The organism is Lachnospira hominis (ex Hitch et al. 2025) (assembly GCF_040096395.1).
Classification (GTDB): domain Bacteria; phylum Bacillota; class Clostridia; order Lachnospirales; family Lachnospiraceae; genus Lachnospira; species Lachnospira hominis.
In genome coordinates, this window is the sequence record NZ_JBBMES010000001.1 from 1 (window position 1) to 21,979 (window position 21,979).

Below are 21,979 nucleotides of genomic sequence, written 5' to 3' on the forward strand. Positions count from 1 at the left end.
ATTGTTATGTTAGTAATTATTCCTCTAATATGTTTAATAACCTCTGTTTTTTATGGGATTAGGAATGGTTTTAACTTTTGGTATATTTTGATTGTAGCAATAATGTTTGTACCATCTATATTTATATTTTATAACTCAAGTGCATGGGTTTATGTAGTTGGATATGCTGTTATTGCATTATTGGGAAATTTAATAGCATTGCCATTAGGAAAAAGATAACTTCCAATTTGGAGAATTGAAAAAAACGGAATTTACCTATTAAGACATATAAACTCTTGACAATAAAGCTCCTATATAGTATGTTTTTAATAAACTACTATATAGGAGCTTTTGTATGGAAATGAATGGAGGATTTCTTGTCACCAAAATAAAACAGCTTGGAGACCGGATTTTTGAGAAGATTCTCAGTGAAAAGAATATTGATGCGTTTAATGGAGCCCAGGGACGTATTCTTTATGTGCTGTGGCAAGAGGATGGTATCTCAATCAGGTCACTCTCGACTAAATGCGGATTAGCGATAACATCTCTTACTACGATGCTGGAAAGAATGGAAAATCAAGGGCTGATAAGCCGTGTTCAGTCTAAAACGGACAAAAGGAAAACACTTCTGTTTCTGACTGAGAAAGCACATGCCTTAAAGGGCGAGTACGATTCTGTATCTGATGAGATGGGCAGTATTTACTACAAAGGTTTTTCGGAGGAAGAAATTACCCGGTTTGAGGAATGCCTCGACCGCATCAGAAAGAATCTTGAGGAGTGGCAGAAGTCATGAGTATTTGTATCAAAGATCAGATTCAGAACATGAATATTGTCATCGGCTGCACAGTGGGGTGTACATATTGCTATGCCCGCAACAACGTGAAACGCTGGCATATGATTGATGACTTCGCTGACCCTGAATTCTTTCCGGGTAAGCTCAAGATGATGGAAAAGAAACGTCCGCAGAACTTTCTTCTTACCGGGATGAGCGATCTCTCCGGATGGAAGCCGGAATGGAGAGACGAGGTACTTGCAAAGATCCGTGAAAATCCGCAGCATCAGTTCCTGTTCCTTACCAAGCGACCTGATTTGCTGGATTTTGATACCGATCTGGAAAACGCATGGTTTGGCGTTACGGTGACGAGGAAAGCAGAACTGTGGCGTATCGACGCCCTTCGGAAAAACGTCAGAGCAAAACATTACCATGTTACCTTTGAGCCGTTATTCGACGATCCCGGCACAGTTGACCTTTCCGGAATCAATTGGATCGTTGTCGGCACCATGACCGGAGCTCAGAACAGGAAGATTCATACGGAGCCGGAATGGGCATGGTCTCTGGCGGACCAGGCACATAAGCTCGGCATTCCGGTGTTTATGAAGGAAGACCTTGTCCCTATCATAGGGGATGAAAATATGATTCAGGAAATGCCGGAAGAATTTAATAAAGTGTTAGAGGTACAGAAATCATGGAAGAAGTAATAAATGGAATCCTCATTCGTGAGGTGGAAACAAAGAACATCATGACTAAGTCTAGTCTGCCGGTAGGCGGTTACTCGGTCAATCCCTATGTGGGCTGTACACATGCCTGCAAGTATTGCTATGCTTCTTTTATGAAGCGCTTTACCGGGCACAAGGAGGAATGGGGCACTTTCCTTGATGTGAAGCATTGGCCGGAAATTAAAAATCCGAAGAAATATGCCGGACAGCGGGTGGTCATCGGTTCTGTGACAGATGGCTACAATCCACAGGAGGAGCAATTCGGGAATACCAGAAAACTTCTGGAGCAGCTGATCGGCAGTGACGCAGATATTCTGATCTGCACAAAGTCTGATCTTGTGGTACGGGATATTGATCTGCTGAAAAAGCTTGGACGAGTGACCGTTTCATGGTCGATCAACACGCTGGATGAAAATTTCAAGAACGATATGGACTCTGCCTCAAGCATTGAGCGTCGTATCGCTGCTATGAAGCAGGTATATGAAGCAGGGATCCGTACAGTCTGTTTCGTATCCCCGGTATTTCCCGGTATCACGGACTTTGAAGCGATCTTTGAGCGGGTAAAGGATCAGTGCGATCTGTTCTGGCTCGAAAATCTCAATCTTCGAGGCGGTTTCAAAAAGACAATTATGGATTATATCGCCGGACAATATCCTGATCTTGTACCACTTTACGACGAGATCTATAACAAGCATAACCGCAGCTACTTTGAAGCACTTGAAGTAAAAGCTGAGAAAATGGCTAAGAAGTATGATTGTGCCTTTGTGGATAATGAAATGCCTTATGGCAGAGTCCCGCAGGGGCATCCGGTGATCGTAGATTATTTCTATCATGAGGAAATCCGTGGGACAGAGAATACCGGAAAAAGAAATCGATAAATTCCAATTTGACGGAGTAATGGATATGAAAATACGAGAAGTGAATGAGAATAAAAAGCAGTTTATATCCTTATTGCTATTAGCTGATGAGCAGGAAAATATGATTGATCGCTATCTTGAAAAAGGTACTATGTATGTGCTTGAAGATAATGATGTAAAAGCTGAATGTGTTGTCACCGATGAAGGTAACGAAATACTTGAAATCAAGAATATCGCAGTTGATCCGGAAAATCAGGGAAAGGGCTATGGCAAAGCATTAATTGACTTCCTTGCAAGTAAATATGCAGATGAATATTCTATTTTGCAGGTTGGAACAGGTGACAGCCCGTTGACCGTACCGTTTTATGAAAAATGCGGATTTGTCCGTTCGCACAATATTCCGAATTTCTTTACGGACAATTATGACCACCCAATTTATGAGTGTGGTGTACAGTTAATAGATATGGTATATTTGCAAAGATGTTTATAACTTCCAGTTTAAGAAGTTTATGGGGACTGTCCCAAAGGTGACATCATATTGAATTAAGAAGAAAAACAGTAAGAAGGGACAGAGAGTAAATATGAGCTTTCTGTCTTTCTTTTGCCTTGCATATCAATAATTGATCCAGTAGACCAATTTTGATTCGTGTGGAATTATGTTTTGTTCAGTTGCATCTGGCTCAGTTGAGACCGGACAAAATGATTGAGGACAGACACGTCAATTTGAATTGTTTATTTTCATAAAATGTGTTACAATCAAGTTAGCTGAAACTAATTATATTGCAAAAAAGGTAAATGTATGAGTGAAAGAATAAAACCTACTATCAGTGGCAGTGCTGAGACAATGCTCCAGAGCTTTTATGCCAGAGCCCGATATTCCAAAAGTAAACATAATAAATTCTATGATGCAAAGGCGGTAGAATTAGTCGACAAAATTGATTATGATTTTTCTACAGCGGCTAGGGATTCTACGATGAGGAAAGGGGTAATTGCCAGAACGGTAGTTTTTGATGAATTAGTAAAGAATTTTATAGAGAAAAATCCTTATTGTACGGTGGTTAATATTGCCTGTGGTCTGGATACGAGATTTTATCGCATGGATAATGGTAAAATCACCTGGTACAATCTGGACCTGCCAGAAACGATAGCAATCCGCAATCAGATTTTCGAGGAATCAGGACGTGTTTCTACGATAGGAATTTTTGCACTTGACCCTGCATGGTCAAAAGAAGTAAAAGTGAGGGGGAAAATGCTTTTTATCATTGAAGGATTATCAATGTATCTGACAGCAGAAGGAAACGGTAAGATATTAAAAATAATAAAGGACAACTTTGATAATGCCTGTATTCTTATGGAGTGTCTGGCAAAGGCATGGGTAAAGAAAGAAGGAATAGAAAAATCCATACAGCAAACAGGCTCAAAATTTGTCTTCGGTGCAGATCATTTTGAAGACCTTGGGAATATGACAACAGGGTATCATAAAATAAAAGATGATAATATTCTTCGTGGCATGGAGTTATTTTCATCTGCATACAGACTTTTGGCATTATTACCGATTGCAAAAAAGGTTACGCAGAAGATTCTGATATTTGAAAAGGACGAACAAAGCATGTGAAAGAGTCTTTATACGTGAATGAAAACAGATTGTTCAGGAGGGGACTGCCATGTCGCAGAAAGAAAAGAAAAAGCTTGTAAGTATAAAAACCGATGATACACTGATGGAAACTGCTTTACATGGGATTCATCTTTTTCCATACAAACTCTATGATGAAAACATAACCGATTATGATTTTAACTGTATTGACTGGCATTGGCATACCGAATTTGAATTTGTATATATCGAATCCGGTATAGTTCACTTTAATGTAGGAGAAGATAATTTTGACATGTCCGAGGGACAGGGAATATTTATTAATTCCAAAGTTGTTCATAAAATGCATTCCGAAAATGACGCTGTAATTCCAAATTTTCTCTTTCTTCCGTCCCTGATTGCTCCGAAAGAAAGTTTAATCTATCAGAAATTTGTGTTACCCTTTCTGAACTCATCTTTGGGTTATTACATTTTTTCTTCCTCACAGGAATGGCAGAAAGAAATTTTGTCTGAAATGCAAAAGCTTATACAGTTTAGCAGAGGTGAAATAAATGAACTACAAATATCTGTTCAATTACAAAAGATATGGGCACTCATAACTACAAATGTTATTTGTTACCCAGAAACGCAAAATGTGAATTCTTCCTCACTTGCACGGTTACAAATGATGATGCAGTTTATACATTCGAATTACCCTGAAAGCATTTCTCTTTTGGATATTGCCAAAGTTGGGGAAGTGAGTATCAGTACTGCTTTGAATTTGTTTCGTAATGTACTGAATACATCTCCTGTCAACTATCTGATATGCTACAGGTTAAGGAAGGCAGCATTACTTCTTACCAATACAGAAAAAAAAGTAAGTGCCATTTCAATAGAAACTGGATTCAGTAATACAGATTATTTCTGTAAAACATTTAAGAGAATGTATTCATTAACTCCTACAGAGTATAGAAACGTAAAAAAATGAATTATCCGACGAAAAAAGGGCGACTTATCTCGCCCCTTTATCTCTGCTATGGTAATTCCTTTGTGTATGCTGCTGGTCAGCTTCTCTTTGATATATCCGTAATCTTTCTTCAAAGGTTGCTTTTGGTGGTATCTGCGGTTTGTGCGGTTCTGTAACCTCTTTATTTTCAACAGTTGGAACAATCGCAATGCCTGGCGTCGATACTACTATGAGAAGATTAATAAGGTCAGTATAGAAGAGTTTTGCCTCATCCAGAAAATTTTCCTGCTTAATCAGCTTGTTCTTGGCAGTAAATAAGGTACGCTCATAGGCTTCTCCTTTTTTAACTATCTTACAACCTTTGCGGATATTCCCACTATCATCCAGTATCTCTTTTTTAGTGCGAACATGTTTTCCATGTTCATTGTAGAACATATTACGTGTCGCAATCTTTTCTATGGATTCCGGCAACAGTTCCCTCTCGGAAAAATGAGATGGGTATGATAGTTGGTTTTGCGTTTGTTAGGTACATTTACAATCTCTGGTTTATTCTTAGGCATATAAAATTCTTTAAATTCTTTCTTAAAATCAAAAGCCATAATAATCTCCAAAATTTCAATTTTAACATCAGACGTGTGGTTTTTACGATATTATACAGCATAATTGCGATATTATATAGTGAAAAATAAACAAAATTGCTATATAGTTCTATTTAGCCGTAAGGAGAAGATAAATGTATGCACAGGTTGAATTTGGTTTATGTGATGAAAAAGAATGTATTTCTATCATTTTAGATAATGAGGAACAGGTAAATGAATTTATGTTAATGCTTATTGAAAAGTCATTTATAGTGAATTGTGAACCAAGATACTTAGGTGCGTTCTATGAGGGAAGTGTTTGGTGTGGAGATGAGCATTATCTAAGAATAACAACAAAGAGAGTTGAGGAAAAATGATGAAGAATTATAAAAAGACAAAATTGGCGTGTTATTTGGGATTTATTACGCAGGCAGTTGCTGCGAATTTTGCACCTTTACTATTTCTAAAATTTCATACAGATTACAATATTTCACTTGGAAACATTGCTATGATATCAACATCCTTTTTCTTTACACAGCTTTTGGTAGATTTGTTTTGTGCCAAGTACGTGGACAAAATTGGATATAGAGTATGCATTGTTGCTTCTGAAGTATGTTCGGCTGCAGGCCTTGTAGGTTTGGCATTTTTACCGGAAATAATTCCATCTCCGTTTATTGGTATTATTATAAGTGTCATTTTGTATGCGATTGGAAGTGGCTTAATCGAGGTTTTAGGAAGTCCTATTGTGGAAGCATGTCCGTTTGAGAACAAGGAGGCTACTATGAGCCTTCTGCATTCCTTTTACTGTTGGGGAGCAGTTGGAACTATACTTGTTTCGACCGTTTTCTTTCTGCTATTTGGAATTGGCAGCTGGAAATGGCTTGCTGTTATTTTTGCATTAATTCCTGCTATCAATATTATTAATTTTGCAACTTGTCCGATTGAATCATTAGTAGAGGAAGGACAGGGAATGGGAATCAGAAAATTATTTTCAAATTCCATGTTCCTGATTGCCATTGTGATGATGGTCTGTTCCGGGGCATCGGAGCTTGCAATGGCACAATGGGCATCTGCGTACGCAGAATCAGCCCTAGGCTTTTCAAAGGCAGTGGGAGATATTGCCGGACCTTGTATGTTTGCTGTGACGATGGGAATTTCACGAGTGTTGTTTGGAAAAGCCGGTGATAAAATGAAACTAAACAGATTTATGATTGGTTCCGGTATCTTATGTTTTGTATGTTATTTATTAGCGTCATTTTCAGAAAATCCGATCATTGGACTTGCTGGATGTATTGTATGTGGGTTTTCTGTAGGAATCATGTGGCCCGGTACAATCAGCATCTCTTCCAAGGCATTTCCAACAGGAGGAACTGCAATGTTTGCACTTTTAGCAATGGCAGGTGATCTTGGAGGAAGCATAGGTCCAGCCATTGTAGGAAGGGTTGCGGACATGTTTGGAGGTAGTATTCATGTGGGCATGCGCATTGGACTCCTGTTTCCGATTACGTTGTGTTTTATGCTATTTTTATTCAATATAATGAACCACAATGCGAATAAGCAGAAATAGCTGTTATGGAATCTATAAAACAAGCACCAAATGACTTGTAATGTCATTTGGTGCTTGTTTTGACTTAAGAATTATTTACCATAGTTCCAACGAATCTTCCACATCTATCCACATCTGCATAGTGCCGTCAAGATAAAGTCGAGCATACTTCACAGGATTGTCTATTGCCAAAGCATTCAAGGCACACTCTGAATTAGGTGTTGTCTTTAATCCTTCCTCTGCCTTTGCACAATCAATCCGAAGAATATATCCGGCATAAGTGCATATATCAATGCTGTTATGATAAATGTTGTAATCTGCATATATTATGTTCATTAAACCAATCCTCTTTTCTGTAAAATTCAAAAAGCATTTCAAGCAGTTCACACAGTCCGTTCATATTATGCTATAATGTGTTATGCGATTTTGCTTCCCTTATTTTTTCCCTTACGAGGGTTCGTAAAGCCTTGTGAAACGATATAACACAAGGGAATACCTAAGGGAAAGCTCACCTACAGAAAAGTTAGTGTTTATAAGGGTTAGCGGGGAGTTTATTAATAAAATATAACAGCTAATGAAACCCTTAAATTAAGTGATTATACAATCGGAATTTACAGAACTACAAAGAAAGGATACATATTATGGAAGGAAGATTAATAGCATTTGTTATTTGGGTAATAATCGGCGTATTATTTATTGTAATGGGCATTTATGATTTTAATTCCAAGAAAGCAAAACCTTTCGGTTTTTGGGCAAATGCTGAGGTAGCACCCATAGAAGATGTGAAAGGCTATAATCGTGCTTTGGGCATATTGTGGTGCGTGTATGGTGTTTTGTTTACGTTAATTGGATTGCCTTTATTAGATGGGCAGAATTCGGGTTTGATTATTATACCTATATTGGGTGCAATGCTTATTAGTATTGCGGCTATGGTAGCGTATGTAGTAGGTATTGAACCCAAATACCGCAAAAAGAAATAAATGGAAACTTCAAGTTTGTCTGACTCATAAATAATTTAATAACAGGATTACAAGCACTTTAGCTACTGATTTATTTCTAGATGTAGCTAAAGCGGCCCTTGTAATTAGAAATCATCTTTTTGCAAGGAGGACACCGCATGGATAGAAAATCTCAAGAATGTTCCTGTAGTTATCACAAACAAACATGTAGTATCTACAGCAATAAAAAAAGAAGCAGATCCCGAAGTGCTGCTTCATCAATTTTTTCGTAAGTGTCCGTACACTTACTGTGCTTGTTCATATACTAATCGTGTAAGAACAATTTTAAACATAATGCTTATATTATTATACCATAGTTTGGAAAAATAAAAAATTATATTTCATCAACGTTTCATAAAAGGTGTGTAGAATGTTATTGAAAGTAGCTATAAAATGCTATTGTGTAAAAAATAAAGGAGGAATAATTTATGTAAAAATGCTTGTCCAGTAGATGCAATTAGTTATGGAGTAAGAAAATAGAAAGGAGTAGTTAGGAAAGTGATAAAAAATGCTATAGCATATATTACAAGAAAGAGAAATAGAACTTTAATAATTTTTATCATATTAACTATAGTTCTTTCTTGCTTGTATTCTTGTTTAACAATAATGAAATCAAGCGATGAAATAGAAAAGGCTTTATATGAAAGTTCTAATTCTTCAATATCAATAACAAGAAAAGATGGTAACTATTTTAATGTTAATGAATTTAAAGATATTGAAAAAATAAAAGAAATTGAAGAAAAAATAATTCAATATGATGGATTAGCAAAACTAAAAGATGCTAAAGTAGTTAGCGGAGAACAAAGAATAAATAGAGAAGACTTATCTGACGAATTTAAGAATGTTGTTTCACTCGAAGCTACAAATAATACTAAAAGAAATATTTTATTTAGTAGTGGAGTATTTACAATTAAAGAAGGTAAAAATATAGGAGAAAATGATAAGGATTCAATTATTGTTCATGAAGAATTTGCTAAACAAAACAATCTAAAATTAGGTGATGAAGTTGATCTTGAATTATTAGATATTGAAAAAAGTGGAAAAATGAAAAGTCATAAATTTAAAATTATAGGGATCTTTTCTGGTAAAAAACATGAAACATATACAGGGCTATCTTCTGATTTTAGCGAAAATATGGTGTTTGTAGATTATTCAACAAGCCAAGAGATATTAAATAAATCAGATAATAATAAAATTGCAAATAAAATTTTAATGTATTCTGGTAGTGCAGAATCTACAGACTTAGCCTTAAACAAATTGAAAGAGCTTAAAATTGATGAGTCAAAGTATTTTGTTGAAAAAGATTCTAATGCGTTTGAAGAGTCTTTGGAGTCAGTGAGTGGAATAAAACACATAATAAAAATAATGACTTATTCTATTATGTTAGGTGGGATGGTTGTTCTTTCATTAATCTTGATTCTATGGTTAAGAGAAAGAATTTATGAAATAGGTATATTTTTATCTATTGGAACATCTAAGATACATATTATAATGCAATTTATATTCGAGTTATTATTCATATCGATACCAAGTATAATATCTTCCTTATTTTTAGGAAATGTATTACTAAAAGTAATTGCAGGTGGAATTGTTAACTCAGAGGACTCAATGATTTCTGGTGGAAGTTTAATAAATGATAGTTTTATGTTAAATATTACAACACTTGGACAAAGTTATTTAATATTAATAAGTATTATTGTTTTATCAGTTGTATTTGCTTCTTCATTAATATTAATCAAGAAGCCTAAAGAAATATTATCAAAAATAAGTTAGGAGAAAATGATGGAAATATTAGAAATAAAGAATGTATCATATAGTTATGCCAATTCTAAAGAAAAAGTTTTGTCAGGAGTAAATCAAAAATTTGAACTTGGGAAGTTTTATGCGATAGTAGGAAAGTCAGGAGCAGGAAAATCTACACTTCTTTCCTTACTTGCTGGACTCGATAAACCTCAAACAGGACAAATATTGTTTAAGAATGAAGATATACAAAAGAAAGGATATAGTAATCATAGAAAAAATAATATATCTTTAGTATTTCAAAACTATAATTTAATAGATTATTTATCGCCGATTGAAAATATTAGATTAGTGAATAAATCAGCAGATGAAAGTATCTTGTTTGAACTAGGCTTAGATAAAAAACAAATAAAAAGAAATGTTATGAAATTATCTGGTGGACAGCAACAAAGAGTAGCTATTGCTAGAGCATTGGTATCAGATGCTCCAATAATACTAGCTGATGAGCCTACTGGTAATCTGGATAGTGTTACTGCCGGAGAAATAATTAATATATTAAAGACATTAGCTAAAGATAGAAATAAATGTGTAATAGTTGTAACACACAGTAAGGAAGTATCAGATTCTGCGGATATCATTTTAGAACTAAGTGGTAAAAAGTTAAAAAAAGTAAATAAAATGAATTTGGAGGTTGAATAATGATAAAAAATGCATTTGCTTATGTAACTAGAAAAAGCTTAAAATCAATAATTATTATGTTAGTTATTTTGGCTATGTCAACTTTAAGTCTTATAAGTTTATCTATTAAAGATGCTACGGACAGAGCTTCAAAAGAAACATTTGCTAATATAACAAATAGTTTTTCTATGGAGATAAATAGACAAGTAAATCCAGGAACACCTAGAGGTGGAGGAAATGTAAAAGGTGAAGATATTAAAAAGATAGCTCAAACAGATAGTATAGACTCCTATGTAAAAAGAATAAACAGTGTTGCAGATTTAGTTGATTATGATATTATTGAAACTAAAGAGACTCTTGCGAATCAATCACCTAAAAGAGCGAAGAATTTCAAAAGAACAGTTATGTTAACTGGGGTTAACGACTCATCAAAAGAAACAAAATTTGTATCAGGAGCATATAAATTAGTAGAAGGAAAGCATTTAGAAAATGAAGATAAAAATAAAATCTTAATGCATAAAGATTTAGCTGAAAAAAATAATCTTAAAGTTGGAGATAAGATAAAAATAAAATCTAATTTATTTGATGCTGATAATGAGAAAGGTGCAGATGAAACAGTAGAAGTAGAAATTAAAGGTCTATTCGATGGGCATAATAGCGGTGGAGTAAGTGCAGCACAAGAACTATACGAAAATACATTAATCACTGATGTTCATACAGCTGCTAAAGTTTATGGTAATACAGAAGATACAGCTGTATACCAGGATGCAACATTCTTTGTAAAAGGTGATAAGAATCTTGATAGTGTAATAAAAGATCTTGGGAAATTAGATATAAATTGGAGAGAATATAATTTGATTAAAAGTTCATCAAATTACCCTGCATTACAACAATCTATATCAGGTATCTACTCAATTTCAAATAAATTATTTGTTGGCTCATTAATATTTGCAGGAGTTGTAGTTTCATTATTATTATTATTATGGATGAATGCCAGAAAGAAAGAAATAGCAGTATTATTATCATTAGGTATATCAAAATTAGAAATTTTTGGTCAATTCCTAATTGAGATGGTATTTATATCAATCCCTGCGTACGTTGGTTCTTATTTCTTAGCTAGGTATACAGCTGATAAGCTTGGGAATAATATATTGAATAAGGTTACTGGTGATATAGCTAAACAAATAGCTAGACAATCTGCATCTAGCCAATTAGGTGGTGGGGCAGAAGCTGAAGGATTTAACAAGACATTATCAAGTTTAGATATAAATGTATTACCTAAATTCATAATTTATGTAGTTATATTTATGAGTTTAGTACTTCTTGTATCATTGATTATTTCTTCATTCAATATATTAAGAAGGAATCCAAAAGAATTATTAATTGACAATAATTAAAATTTTTGGTGCTTTTTAGCACCAAAAATTTTTTGGCTTTTAAATATCAAATAATATGCTGTATAATATAAGTGTATAGGCTTAAGTGGAGGTATATATGAAAATATTAACTGTTGAAGATGATAATATGATAAGAGAGGGAATAAGTGAATATCTTTCAGAATTTGGATATACTGTTATTCAAGCTAAAGATGGAAGAGAAGCCTTGACAAAATTTAATAGCGATATAAATTTGGTTATCTTAGACATACAGATACCTTTTATAAATGGTTTAGAAGTGTTGAAAGAAATTAGAAAGAAAAGCAATTTACCAATTCTAATCTTGACGGCATTTAGTGATGAAGAATATAAAATTGATGCATTTTCTAATTTAGCAGATGGATATGTAGAAAAGCCATTTTCATTGCCGGTCTTAAAGGCTAGAATAGATTCTTTAATTAAGAAGAATTATGGACATTTAGAGAAGTTTGAATATAAGAATCTAACGGTTAATTTTAATAGCTATACAGCTAAAATAAATGGTGAAGAAATAGATGTAAATGCAAAAGAACTAGAAGTATTAAAATGTTTATTGGATAATAATGGACAAGTGTTAACAAGAATGCAAATTATTGATTATGTATGGAAAGATAGTGAAGAAACTCCTTATGATCGAGTAATAGATGTATATATAAAAGAACTTAGAAAAAAATTACAATTAGACTGCATAACTACTGTAAGAAATGTAGGATATAAATTGGAGAGAAAATGAAAAAATTAAAGATATTTCCCAAAATGTTCATACAAATATTTTCTGTTCTTGGAATAATAATTATATTAGTTCATTCATTAGTTTTTTTTATCTTTCCTAAAACATATTTGGAGACGAGAAAAGAAAAGATTCATAATATTGCAAATGAAATTTCTAGTAATATGAATGGAAAAGAAATAAAATATATAGAACAAACGTTGGAACTATATTCTAAAAGTAGTGAAATAAAAGCATTTATAAAAGAAGAAAATAATAAGAATGAAATACAAATCAAAGATAATATAAATGTTAATTTAGAAAGTGATAGTAATTCTTTGATAATTGAAGAAAGAGAAATAAAGCTTGATGATGGAAAAAAAATAAATCTACAATTTGTTTCTACAGCTGATATGCAAAAAGATGCGAAAAATTTAAGCCTTAAATTTTTACCATATTCATTATTAATATCAATTTTATTTTCTGCTATTATTTCTTTAATTTATGCAAAATCAATAAAAAATAATTTACAAGAAATAAAAATTGTTACTGATAAAATGATGAAACTGGATAAAAAAACGCGTTTAAAAGTTAGCTCTAATGATGAGGTTGGAGAATTAAAACAACAAATTAATGATTTGTATTCTACTTTATTAAGAACAATTGACGATTTGGAATTTAAAAATAAAGAAATTTTAAAATTAGAAAAGTTAAAATATGACTTTTTTAAAGGTGCATCCCATGAACTTAAAACTCCTCTTGCTAGTCTTAAAATAATACTGGAAAACATGAAATACAATATTGGAAAATATAAACAAAGAGATATTTATATTAATGAATGTATTGAAATCGTTGACAGTTTAACAAAAAACATTTCTCAAATATTATCAGTTCATTCTATAGAAAATTTGAATAATGATGAAGAATATTTGAAAATAAATGATACATTAGAAGACGTATTAAAAAAGTATGAAATATTAGCAAATCAAAAGAAAATAACTGTCAATAATTATATATTAGATGAGAATATTTATATAGGAAAAACAGCTTTAAAGATCATTCTATCTAATTTGATTAGTAATGCGGTAAAATATACTGATGTAAATGGGGTAATTAATATTGGGATAGTTAATGATTGGTTATATATAGAGAATTCATACGGTAACAATAAAATTTCGAATATGGATAAAATATTTGATGTTAAATTTGATTTAAATAAGGAAAATAGTAATGGATTAGGTTTATATATTGTAAGTAATATCCTGAATAATTACAATATAGAATATAAAGCATTGCAGGATGAAGAATTTTTTATCTTTAAAATTAAAATATTTTCTTAAACAACATATAATTTTGCAATAGTTATTGAAAAATATCACAGTGGCAGATGGGATGGAGAAATTCATTACTATATTGATGGCTCGGTCTATAAAGGCGGGAAATTATTGCTGTTGGCATACAATGAAGAGAATGGGAAGTATTATCAAATAGAATTTGAATTATATTTTATTTTCCCCTGTAATCCGATGGGCTTTTGTGCATCATACGTTTGAAAGCACGCCTGAAAGAATACACGCTGTTGTAGCCTGTTTTTTCCGCAATTTCGACAATGGTTTTATCGGAAGAGGCAAGAAGTTCGCATGCTTTTTTAATGCGGATATTTTCAAGGTGGTCCGCAAAGCATATGCCTGCCGCTTCCTTAAAACATGACGAGAGGTATCCTTCAGAAACGTCAAACTGTCTTGCTGTACAAGCGAGATTAAGATTCGGGTTGCTGAAATTCTCCGCCATGTAAATTTTAACTTCATTAATAGGAAGTTTTTTTCGCAAAATTCTGTGAGAATTCAATGCAAGGCTTATTTGGCGGCATGTCTCTGTAAGAAGGGCAAAATACTGTTTTGGATTGTTTTGCAGTTCTGACATATCCTGACTGAATTTTAATATAATATCCTGAAAATTGTTTTTTGCCGGATTAAGTGTCATAAGGCTTGCCATTATGCTGTGGTGCAGTTTTAACATTTCTGATGTGTCAAGAGAACGGATTATTACATTTTCATCAAAAAGAATCTGCATGACAAATTCCAAAGCCGAATTATTATTGTATTTGACTGCATTTATAAGCAGATTTGCAGCAGTATCGGGATAGTAATGTGTAAATGAATCCGATTCTGTGAATGAAATGTAATCGTCATACTGCATAATATATAAATCTTTTTCCTGCATTGTATTAAAAAGGCATGTAAGTGCCTCTTTTTTTGCAAATATAAATTCCGAAAAATTTCCGCATGGGCGGCTTATTCCCCACAGAGTACGGCAGTTGTATCTTTTTGAAAAATAATTGTATATGCCGGTGATACAATTTTTAATATTAAAATTTTCATTGTGATTAAAAATCAGCAGAAGTTCGTGATTTTCGGTGCGGTAAAACCATACGAAACAATCACGGCAGCCGGATGCATATTCGGGAATAAAGGAGATTACGTCGTGCTGGTACGAGCAGTTATTGTTTTTGGTATCGGGAGCGAAAGCTGCAATCGTATAAAGCGGCAGCTTGAAATATGTATGCAGAATATCAAGACATTCTGCGTCTGTGAAGATTTCATTTTTTGTAAAAAGCTGATGAATAAATCCGTTGATAATTACACTGTTGTCCATAAGCAGACCTCCCTGATTCTGTGCGTGAAGATACATTTGTCAAGATGAAAAAATGTATCATGCTCTTTTATCATAAGCCATTAACAGTCTGAATGCAAGGTTTTATAAAGCACTTTTATAAAAAAGAATTATATAAGGGTACTTTTTACATTAAATTCTATTGTATCTTTAAAATAAAATGTGAAAATATTATGATTATTTTGTAAATTAAGGGAAGTTTTTACACTCTTTTTACAACAATTCACAAGGGTAATATTTTCAGGAGGTAAAAATAGTGGGTAACGAATTTGAAAATCGTGAGCAGCGGAGAAAAATGAAAAAATCACGTGCAAAGTCAGGAAAAGCCAAAGCTACAAGAGCAACAGCGGTAATGATGGCGGCTCTTATGGCAACATCGGGAATGTCACTTCCGACGGGGATTTTTGCATATGGAGCAGAAAATAACAAACTTCTTGCATTTGCGGGAGCAGAAGGCGGTGGAAGATATGCAACAGGTGGACGAGGATATGACGTTTATGTCGTAACAAATCTTGAAGATTACGGAAGAAATGATAAGCCTGTAGAGGGTTCATTAAGATATGGAATAGAGGAAGCAGCCAAGAATAACGGCGGTACAATGATTGTATTTAATGTGGGCGGTACAATTGCACTTAAACAGAGGCTTACATTTGCAGGCAGAAAGAACATAACACTTGCGGGACAGACAGCTCCTGGAGACGGAATTACACTGTCAGGTTATGACACGGATATAAGCAATTCGGAAAATCTTATCATAAGATACATGAGATTCAGACCGGGTGCTGCCAATGTACATACAGGCGGTGATTCTATGGATGCACTCTGGGGCAGGGACAATAAAACATTTATTATCGACCACTGTTCATTCAGTTGGAATACAGATGAGACGGTTTCAACTTACAGAGGTAAAGACGGTACGGTTCAGTGGTGTATTATTTCCGAGAGTCTTACTGTTTCCGGACACTCAAAGGGACGTCACGGATACGGCGGTATTTTCGGCGGCGATAATGTGTTATTCAGCAATAACCTTATGGCTAACCATACATCAAGAAATCCGCGAGTTGGCGGCGGCTGCATGGGTGACCCTACAAAGGACGGCGGAAGCACAGCAACATTGCAGATTAGCAACAATGTGCTTTATAACTGGGGATATAATACATGCTATGGCGGCGGATATGCGTATACCAATTACATAAATAATTATCTCAAAGCCGGAATCGGTACAAGAGAAACAGTATTTAACCAGCTCATAGATATGGGTGAGTCAACAAAACCGGGCGGTTTCTACGTAAACGGCAATTATATGGAAGGAAATGCAGCCGTAACGGCAGACAATTCCAAGGGGGAAAAGATGTCAGGTGCAACATCGGGGGCAAATAAGACAGAAGTTGCCAATACGCCATATACAGCCGAAGGTTTTGCAAGTGCAACTGTAGTTGACGCAAAGGATTGTTATGAATCTGTGCTTACAAAAGCGGGTGCAACATATCCTTACCGTGACGCAATCGATGCAAGGGTTGTTGCAGAGACACGAAATGACACAGGCAGATATATCAATACAGAAGATGAAGTTGGCGGTTATCCTGCACAGACGATTTCAAGAGCAGAGGATTTTGATACTGATATGGATGGTATTCCAGATACATGGGAGACGGCACATGGACTTAATCCTAATGATGCAGCAGATTCAAAGAAAATAAATCCGTCAACGGGATATGCTTATGTTGAGGAATATTTTAACGGTCTTGTTGAAAATGTTGAAAAATCGGATTATACTGCACCAAACCCTGATGTTGAAACAGATATTGCGGAAAACACACAGTATAATGAGGGTGACACAGTAAAAGTAACTGCTACAGCTAAGGCAAATAACGGCGGAAATATCGCAAAAGTAGAATTTTATAATGGTGACAAGCTTGTCGGAACATCGACAGAGGCACCTTACACATGCGAATATAAAGGACTTACTGATGGAACATATAGCATTACTGTAAGAGCTTATGATAATGACGGAAACCAGACACAGTCATCTGTAAAAAAGATTCATGTCAACAGCACTGCAGGAAGCGGAGAATGGACAAGTAAAGACATCGGACGCCCGGAAGTAGCCGGAAGTGCAAGCCTTACGGACGGAGTTCTTACGGTAAAAGGTTCAGGAAAACTAGGCTCAAGTGAGGGAAGCGTATCAGGAAGCAAATATGCGAACGATGCAACAGATGATTTCCAGTATACATATATTAAAACAAACGGAGACTGCGAAATCGTTGCCAAAATGGATTCTTCAACACTTGTTGACAATCATGTATTTACAGGTGTAATGTTCAGGGAAACTCTTGACACTGGCTCTAAGACAGCCGCACTTGGTATGTCTATGGTTAAGATAAGCAATGAGACAACATGGTCAACATATCTTGCCAGCCGTGAGAAGACCAACGGAAAGATTACAAAGATTTCCGAGACAATAGATACACCTGCAGCAGCACAGAAAGCAGGAATTCCACTTGTAAGAGACCTGCATTATAAAACAGGTGCAACATTTAACGGAACATGGTTTAAGCTTGTAAGAATAGGAAATACATTTACAGGTTATGCATCAGATGACGGAAATACATGGATAACAGTCGGTTCAAAGACTATTGACATGGCAGATGAGATTTATGTGGGATTTGCGGTTGATGGAAATAAGGCAGCAAATAAAATAAACAATCTCAGCACGGCAAAGTTTTCTAATATTCAGATAAATAAGGAATTTACATATGTAAATTACGAGCTTACACATATTACAACAAAGGGTGAAGGTTATGCGGCAGCAGGTCAGGATTTCACTGCAAAACTTGTGAGTGATGACGGATATAATCTTCCTGAGAGCATTAAGATAACGGCAGCAGGCAAAGAACTTGCACAGTCAGATTACACATATGACAAAGAAACAGGAAATGTTGTAATACCTGCTGAAAAAATACCTGCATCAGGCACTGTTGTAATTAATGCAGCAGCAGATAAAAAGGAAAATATAGAGTATACATTACAGACTTATGGTGACACAGCAAATCTTACTGTTAAGGAAGATGGCACATCAATGACAATAAGCCAGACAGCGGAATCAAGCAGTATGGTTTCAAAGAAAGGCAATGAGGGAAGCAATGTATCATATTTGTTATTCCCTTCATCAGATGGTGCATCTAAGATGACACTTAAATTGAAAGTGAACTCATTTAAAAATGGTAAGAGTTCAGGTGCGTATGTCGGAGCATTCCAGACAAAGGGAGATTATCTGTATAATTCAATCGGATTCAGGGGAACAGGTGATAATAATGCGGTTTCTCCGTATTGGATTAAAGCAAATTCGTCAGATTCCACAAAGGATGGAAATGCCGGAAACGGAGGTCCTAAGAATACTTTAAATGAAAATGCAACATATGAAGTTACAATAGAAAAACGAAGCGGCGTATACTATGCTTCTTATAAAGAAGAAGGCGGCAGTACGGTATATGAAAAGACATTTAAGTCATCAGAGGCGTATCTTACAACCGATAAGGCAGCACAGTTTGGTATTGCGATTAACAGTGCTGATATTACAGTATCGGATATTATGCTTACGGACAGTGAAGGCAATACATTATACGACCAGAACAATGTTAATACGTTCAAACCAACTGTTGTCGGCTCTGATATGCTAAAAGTTACAGGTGTCGGTTCTGTTATGAAAGCAAATCAGAGTGCAAAAGAGGGTTATATTTCCAAAACAAAGGATACAGAGGGCCTTAACACAAGTTATCTTGTTTTACCTCAGGATGATTCGCTCACATCAATGTCTATGACTTTGAAAGTGACAAATTATTCAATAACAGGAGAGGCAGGTAAGACAGCAGGCGTATTTGTCGGAGCATTTAAGACAAGCGGAAGTTATGCGTTTGCATCACTCGGTTTCAGGGGATATGATTCAAGTGTCGGAACAGATGCACTTTCAGGTTACTGGATGAAATCAACTGGAAATGCCGGAAACGGTTCACCTAAGTATGAAGTTATTACTAATAATAAATATAATGTGACATTTACAAGAACAGCAAAAGGATACAAGGCAGAATTTGAAAGTCTTCAGAAACCGCTTCTTGTAGATGCGACAGGAAAAGAAACATACAAGGCTTCAAAAGAATTTAAGTGGGCTGACATGACTCTTACTGCAGATGATGCCGTACAGTACGGACTTGCGATAGTCGGTGCCGATGTGGAAATTACGAACTGGGTTGCAAAAGACGCAAGTGGAAAGGTTTTGTATGACCAGAAAGATTTCTATAAAGACGCAGGAACAGCACCTACGGTTACGGGAGTTGAAACGCCTGTTGTATCAGATGACCGTTCATCTATAAGTGTATCATGGACAGGTGAGGGTGCACAGATTGACGGTAAATACCGTGTTGAAGTTTCAGAAAATGACGGTGCATATACAGAACTTGACACAACAGCAGATACATCATACACATATAAGCCTTCAAAATCAGGTTCGTATAAGTTCAGAATTACAGGTGTCTGCGGAGAAACTGTTACTAATTCAATAGAATCACAAAGCGTTAAATATGTTCTTCCTATGCAGTCACCTACGATTGGTGCAAAATCGGGAGATGCTTCAAACACAATTACGTGGAAAGCAGTTACAGAAGCCGTAAGTTATAAGGTTTACCGCTCAGAGAGCAGAAATGATGGCTATACACAGATTGGAACAGCTACAGGTCTTTCATATACGGATACTACGGCAGAAAACGAAGTACCTTATTTCTACAAGGTTACGGCTGTTGGAGCAGATAATGAGAGTAATCCATCATCACCTGTTTCTATTATGGCAACAAAGGGCCATACGGGTGAGTATATGTTTGGCTCAAAGGCAGCAGCTATTAAGGTTGCGGAAAAGTCAAATGATACTGTTACGGAAGGAAACGCAAATATTAAGTTCTCATATAATGAGGCAGGAAATGTCAGCATTACAGTAAACGGCAGTGAACTTACATCAAAGAAAACGGCTGCAAACGAAAGCGTATCAGCTGAAATTCCGCTTGCAGACGGAAGAAATGAAGTAAAGGTTGTATTTACAAGCGAATCAGGCGTTAAGACATATAAGAACTTTAATTTTGTGAAACTTACTGATTATGACATTCTTGTTGATGCCAATGCAGCAGCAAAAGCATCTGCACAGGCTGATGACGGACAGACAAAACCTGTATATGCTACAATAGCTGAAGCAGTTGCGTCAGTACCTGCGGATAACAAAGAAAATGTTGTTATTTTTGTAAAGAATGGAAAGTACCATGAAAAGATAACTGTTACTACTCCGTATATTACTATAATTGGTGAAGACAGCGAGAAGACAGTGCTTGAATATAATGTTGCGGCAGGAACGGTAAATCCTGATACAGGAAAGACATACGGAACATCAGGAAGTGCTTCTCTTACTATTGAAAAAACAGCAAATAATGTAAGTCTTGAAAATATAACAGTTGCCAATACATTTGATTATCCGAATGAAACAATCGAGGGAAAAATGGCTGTTGCAATGCTTACAAGAGCAGATAAGCTTATATTTAACAATGTAAGACTTACAGGATGGCAGGATACATTGCAGGCAGATGGCGGCAACCGTCAGTATTTCAGAAATTGTTATATTGAAGGAAATGTAGACTGGATATTCGGAAGTGCACAGGCTGTATTTGATGATTGTGATATAGTTGCAAACGGAGAAGGTCATGTAACGGCAGCAAGTACGGAAAGTACACGTTCAACAGGATATGTATTTATTAATTCAAGGTTATTAAAAAAGAATTCGTCTGTTGCCGACAATAAGGTGACACTTGGAAGACCATGGAGATCAAACGCCTGCGTTACATATGTAAACTGCTTTATGGACAGTCATATAAAAACAGCAGGATATACAGACATGGGTGATAATTCATACAAAGCAGCACAGTTCTATGAATATCAGTCATATGGTCCGGGATTTGCAGTAAATACAGACAGAAGACAGTTGAGCAAAGCACAGGGTGAAGCTCTTACGGTAAACGGAGTATTTGCAAGAGAGTCAGGTGCGGGTTCAGCATTTGCCACAGCATGGGATGCACTTGCAACATATGCTGATTTGTCTAAGAATTATATAGCTGAAAATGTAGTTGAACAGGTAGATTTCAAAAAGCTTGATGCGGCTATAAGCCGTGCGGAAGCACTCAGGGAAGCTGATAATAAAGATTTCAGAGCGGTTAAGGCTGCACTTTTAGCAGCAAAAGCACTTGACAGAGAAAATGCAACTCAGGCAGATGCAGATAAGCTTGAAGCAGATATCACCACAGCGATTGCAAATCTTGAGGCAGCAACACCAGACCCAACACCAGGCCCAACGCCGACACCAACACCGACACCGGACCCGACGCCGACACCGGATCCAACGCCGACACCGGCTCCAACTCCGACACCGGCTCCAACTCCAACACCGGGAACAGGTGATTCAAACGGAAACGGCGGAAACAGCCAGGGAACAACAGGAGATAATAATAATGATGAATCTGATAATGAGCAGTCTAAGACAGAAGAATCTGTTGCAACAGGTGAAAGAGGCTTCTCATTATGGTATGCATTAAGTGCAGCTATAGCATCACTTGGTGCAGGCTTAGCACTTACAGGCAAAAAACGCAGAAAAGACGAAGAGTAATTAATAATTATACGAAAAAATTATTTGTGTAATCAGCTCTGATGAATAAAAACAATATGCTCCTTTTCGGGCAGGTAA

The 21,979-nt window shown here is 35.5% G+C and carries 19 protein-coding genes and 1 pseudogene; 16 read left to right on the forward strand and 4 right to left on the reverse strand.

Going from position 1 to position 21,979, the window contains the following annotated elements; all coding sequences use genetic code 11:
- From WMO38_RS00005 to WMO38_RS00035, 7 genes are all read left to right on the forward strand, one after another.
- Positions 1–219: DUF2651 family protein (locus WMO38_RS00005; RefSeq protein WP_349160846.1), on the forward strand; the 219-nt coding region annotated here is incomplete at its 5' end.
- 115 nt (positions 220–334) lie between these two features.
- A complete protein-coding gene (locus tag WMO38_RS00010) occupies positions 335–772 on the forward strand; it encodes a radical SAM mobile pair system MarR family transcriptional regulator (RefSeq protein ID WP_015567822.1) in 438 nt (145 codons plus the stop codon).
- Entirely contained in the window at positions 769–1,458 is a 690-nt protein-coding gene (locus WMO38_RS00015; RefSeq protein WP_186837509.1) for a radical SAM mobile pair protein A, read from the forward strand. The genes WMO38_RS00010 and WMO38_RS00015 overlap by 4 nt, the downstream gene beginning before the upstream one ends.
- Complete coding sequence (locus tag WMO38_RS00020) at positions 1,446–2,354, forward strand: radical SAM mobile pair protein B (protein WP_186837510.1); 909 nt, start codon at positions 1,446–1,448, stop codon at positions 2,352–2,354. Before WMO38_RS00015 ends, WMO38_RS00020 begins: the two co-directional genes overlap by 13 nt.
- A gap of 25 nt (positions 2,355–2,379) precedes the next feature.
- On the forward strand, positions 2,380–2,823 hold the full coding sequence (locus tag WMO38_RS00025; protein ID WP_349160848.1) for a GNAT family N-acetyltransferase: 444 nt from the start codon (positions 2,380–2,382) through the stop codon (positions 2,821–2,823).
- A gap of 309 nt (positions 2,824–3,132) precedes the next feature.
- Positions 3,133–3,948 carry a class I SAM-dependent methyltransferase gene (locus tag WMO38_RS00030; protein ID WP_349160850.1) on the forward strand — a complete coding sequence of 272 codons (816 nt, stop codon included), beginning with the start codon at positions 3,133–3,135 and terminating at the stop codon, positions 3,946–3,948.
- Positions 3,949–3,997: 49 nt separating this feature from the next.
- Positions 3,998–4,891, forward strand: a complete 894-nt coding sequence (locus WMO38_RS00035; RefSeq protein ID WP_186837512.1) for an AraC family transcriptional regulator — start codon at positions 3,998–4,000, stop codon at positions 4,889–4,891.
- Between the two features lie 24 nt (positions 4,892–4,915).
- On the opposite strand, the gene WMO38_RS15270 is transcribed toward WMO38_RS00035, so the two are convergent.
- Together WMO38_RS15270 and WMO38_RS00045 are read right to left on the reverse strand one after the other, a co-directional pair.
- Positions 4,916–5,341 (reverse strand): hypothetical protein, encoded by a 426-nt coding sequence (locus tag WMO38_RS15270; protein WP_435390966.1) that lies wholly within the window; start codon positions 5,339–5,341, stop codon positions 4,916–4,918.
- Positions 5,342–5,394: 53 nt separating this feature from the next.
- A pseudogene (locus WMO38_RS00045) lies at positions 5,395–5,469 on the reverse strand (GyrI-like domain-containing protein); the annotation flags it as partial.
- A 134-nt stretch (positions 5,470–5,603) separates the two neighbouring features.
- Between WMO38_RS00045 and WMO38_RS00050 the strand changes: the two are divergent.
- Together WMO38_RS00050 and WMO38_RS00055 are read left to right on the forward strand one after the other, a co-directional pair.
- Positions 5,604–5,825 carry a hypothetical protein gene (locus WMO38_RS00050; protein ID WP_117963126.1) on the forward strand — a complete coding sequence of 74 codons (222 nt, stop codon included), beginning with the start codon at positions 5,604–5,606 and terminating at the stop codon, positions 5,823–5,825.
- Positions 5,825–7,015 (forward strand): MFS transporter, encoded by a 1,191-nt coding sequence (locus WMO38_RS00055; RefSeq protein ID WP_186837513.1) that lies wholly within the window; start codon positions 5,825–5,827, stop codon positions 7,013–7,015. Before WMO38_RS00050 ends, WMO38_RS00055 begins: the two co-directional genes overlap by 1 nt.
- Positions 7,016–7,090: 75 nt before the next feature.
- Here the strand turns inward: WMO38_RS00055 and WMO38_RS00060 are convergent, their stop codons facing one another.
- Positions 7,091–7,330, reverse strand: coding sequence for a DUF6061 family protein (locus WMO38_RS00060; RefSeq protein WP_349160852.1), 240 nt, complete (start codon positions 7,328–7,330; stop codon positions 7,091–7,093).
- A 305-nt stretch (positions 7,331–7,635) separates the two neighbouring features.
- Between WMO38_RS00060 and WMO38_RS00065 the strand changes: the two genes are divergently transcribed.
- The 6 genes from WMO38_RS00065 to WMO38_RS00090 all read left to right on the forward strand — a co-directional run bounded on the left by WMO38_RS00065 (position 7,636) and on the right by WMO38_RS00090 (position 13,874).
- The gene (locus WMO38_RS00065) at positions 7,636–7,974 is read left to right on the forward strand and encodes a hypothetical protein (RefSeq protein ID WP_117684373.1); all 339 of its coding nucleotides are present in this window, start codon (positions 7,636–7,638) and stop codon (positions 7,972–7,974) included.
- A gap of 516 nt (positions 7,975–8,490) precedes the next feature.
- On the forward strand, positions 8,491–9,765 hold the full coding sequence (locus tag WMO38_RS00070) for an ABC transporter permease (protein WP_349160854.1): 1,275 nt from the start codon (positions 8,491–8,493) through the stop codon (positions 9,763–9,765).
- 9 nt (positions 9,766–9,774) lie between these two features.
- Positions 9,775–10,431: an ABC transporter ATP-binding protein gene (locus WMO38_RS00075; protein ID WP_118265486.1), complete on the forward strand. Its 657-nt coding sequence runs from the start codon at positions 9,775–9,777 to the stop codon at positions 10,429–10,431.
- Positions 10,431–11,807, forward strand: a complete 1,377-nt coding sequence (locus WMO38_RS00080; protein ID WP_349160856.1) for an ABC transporter permease — start codon at positions 10,431–10,433, stop codon at positions 11,805–11,807. The genes WMO38_RS00075 and WMO38_RS00080 overlap by 1 nt, the downstream gene beginning before the upstream one ends.
- Before the next feature lie 97 nt (positions 11,808–11,904).
- Positions 11,905–12,558 carry a response regulator transcription factor gene (locus WMO38_RS00085; protein WP_349160857.1) on the forward strand — a complete coding sequence of 218 codons (654 nt, stop codon included), beginning with the start codon at positions 11,905–11,907 and terminating at the stop codon, positions 12,556–12,558.
- A complete protein-coding gene (locus WMO38_RS00090; RefSeq protein WP_349160859.1) occupies positions 12,555–13,874 on the forward strand; it encodes a sensor histidine kinase in 1,320 nt (439 codons plus the stop codon). Before WMO38_RS00085 ends, WMO38_RS00090 begins: the two co-directional genes overlap by 4 nt.
- A gap of 166 nt (positions 13,875–14,040) precedes the next feature.
- On the opposite strand, the gene WMO38_RS00095 is transcribed toward WMO38_RS00090, so the two are convergent.
- Positions 14,041–15,189, reverse strand: coding sequence for a helix-turn-helix transcriptional regulator (locus WMO38_RS00095; protein ID WP_349160861.1), 1,149 nt, complete (start codon positions 15,187–15,189; stop codon positions 14,041–14,043).
- Between the two features lie 274 nt (positions 15,190–15,463).
- On the opposite strand from WMO38_RS00095, the gene WMO38_RS00100 reads away from it, so the two are divergent.
- Positions 15,464–21,901 (forward strand): pectinesterase family protein, encoded by a 6,438-nt coding sequence (locus tag WMO38_RS00100; protein WP_349160863.1) that lies wholly within the window; start codon positions 15,464–15,466, stop codon positions 21,899–21,901.
- Positions 21,902–21,979: the final 78 nt, after the last annotated feature.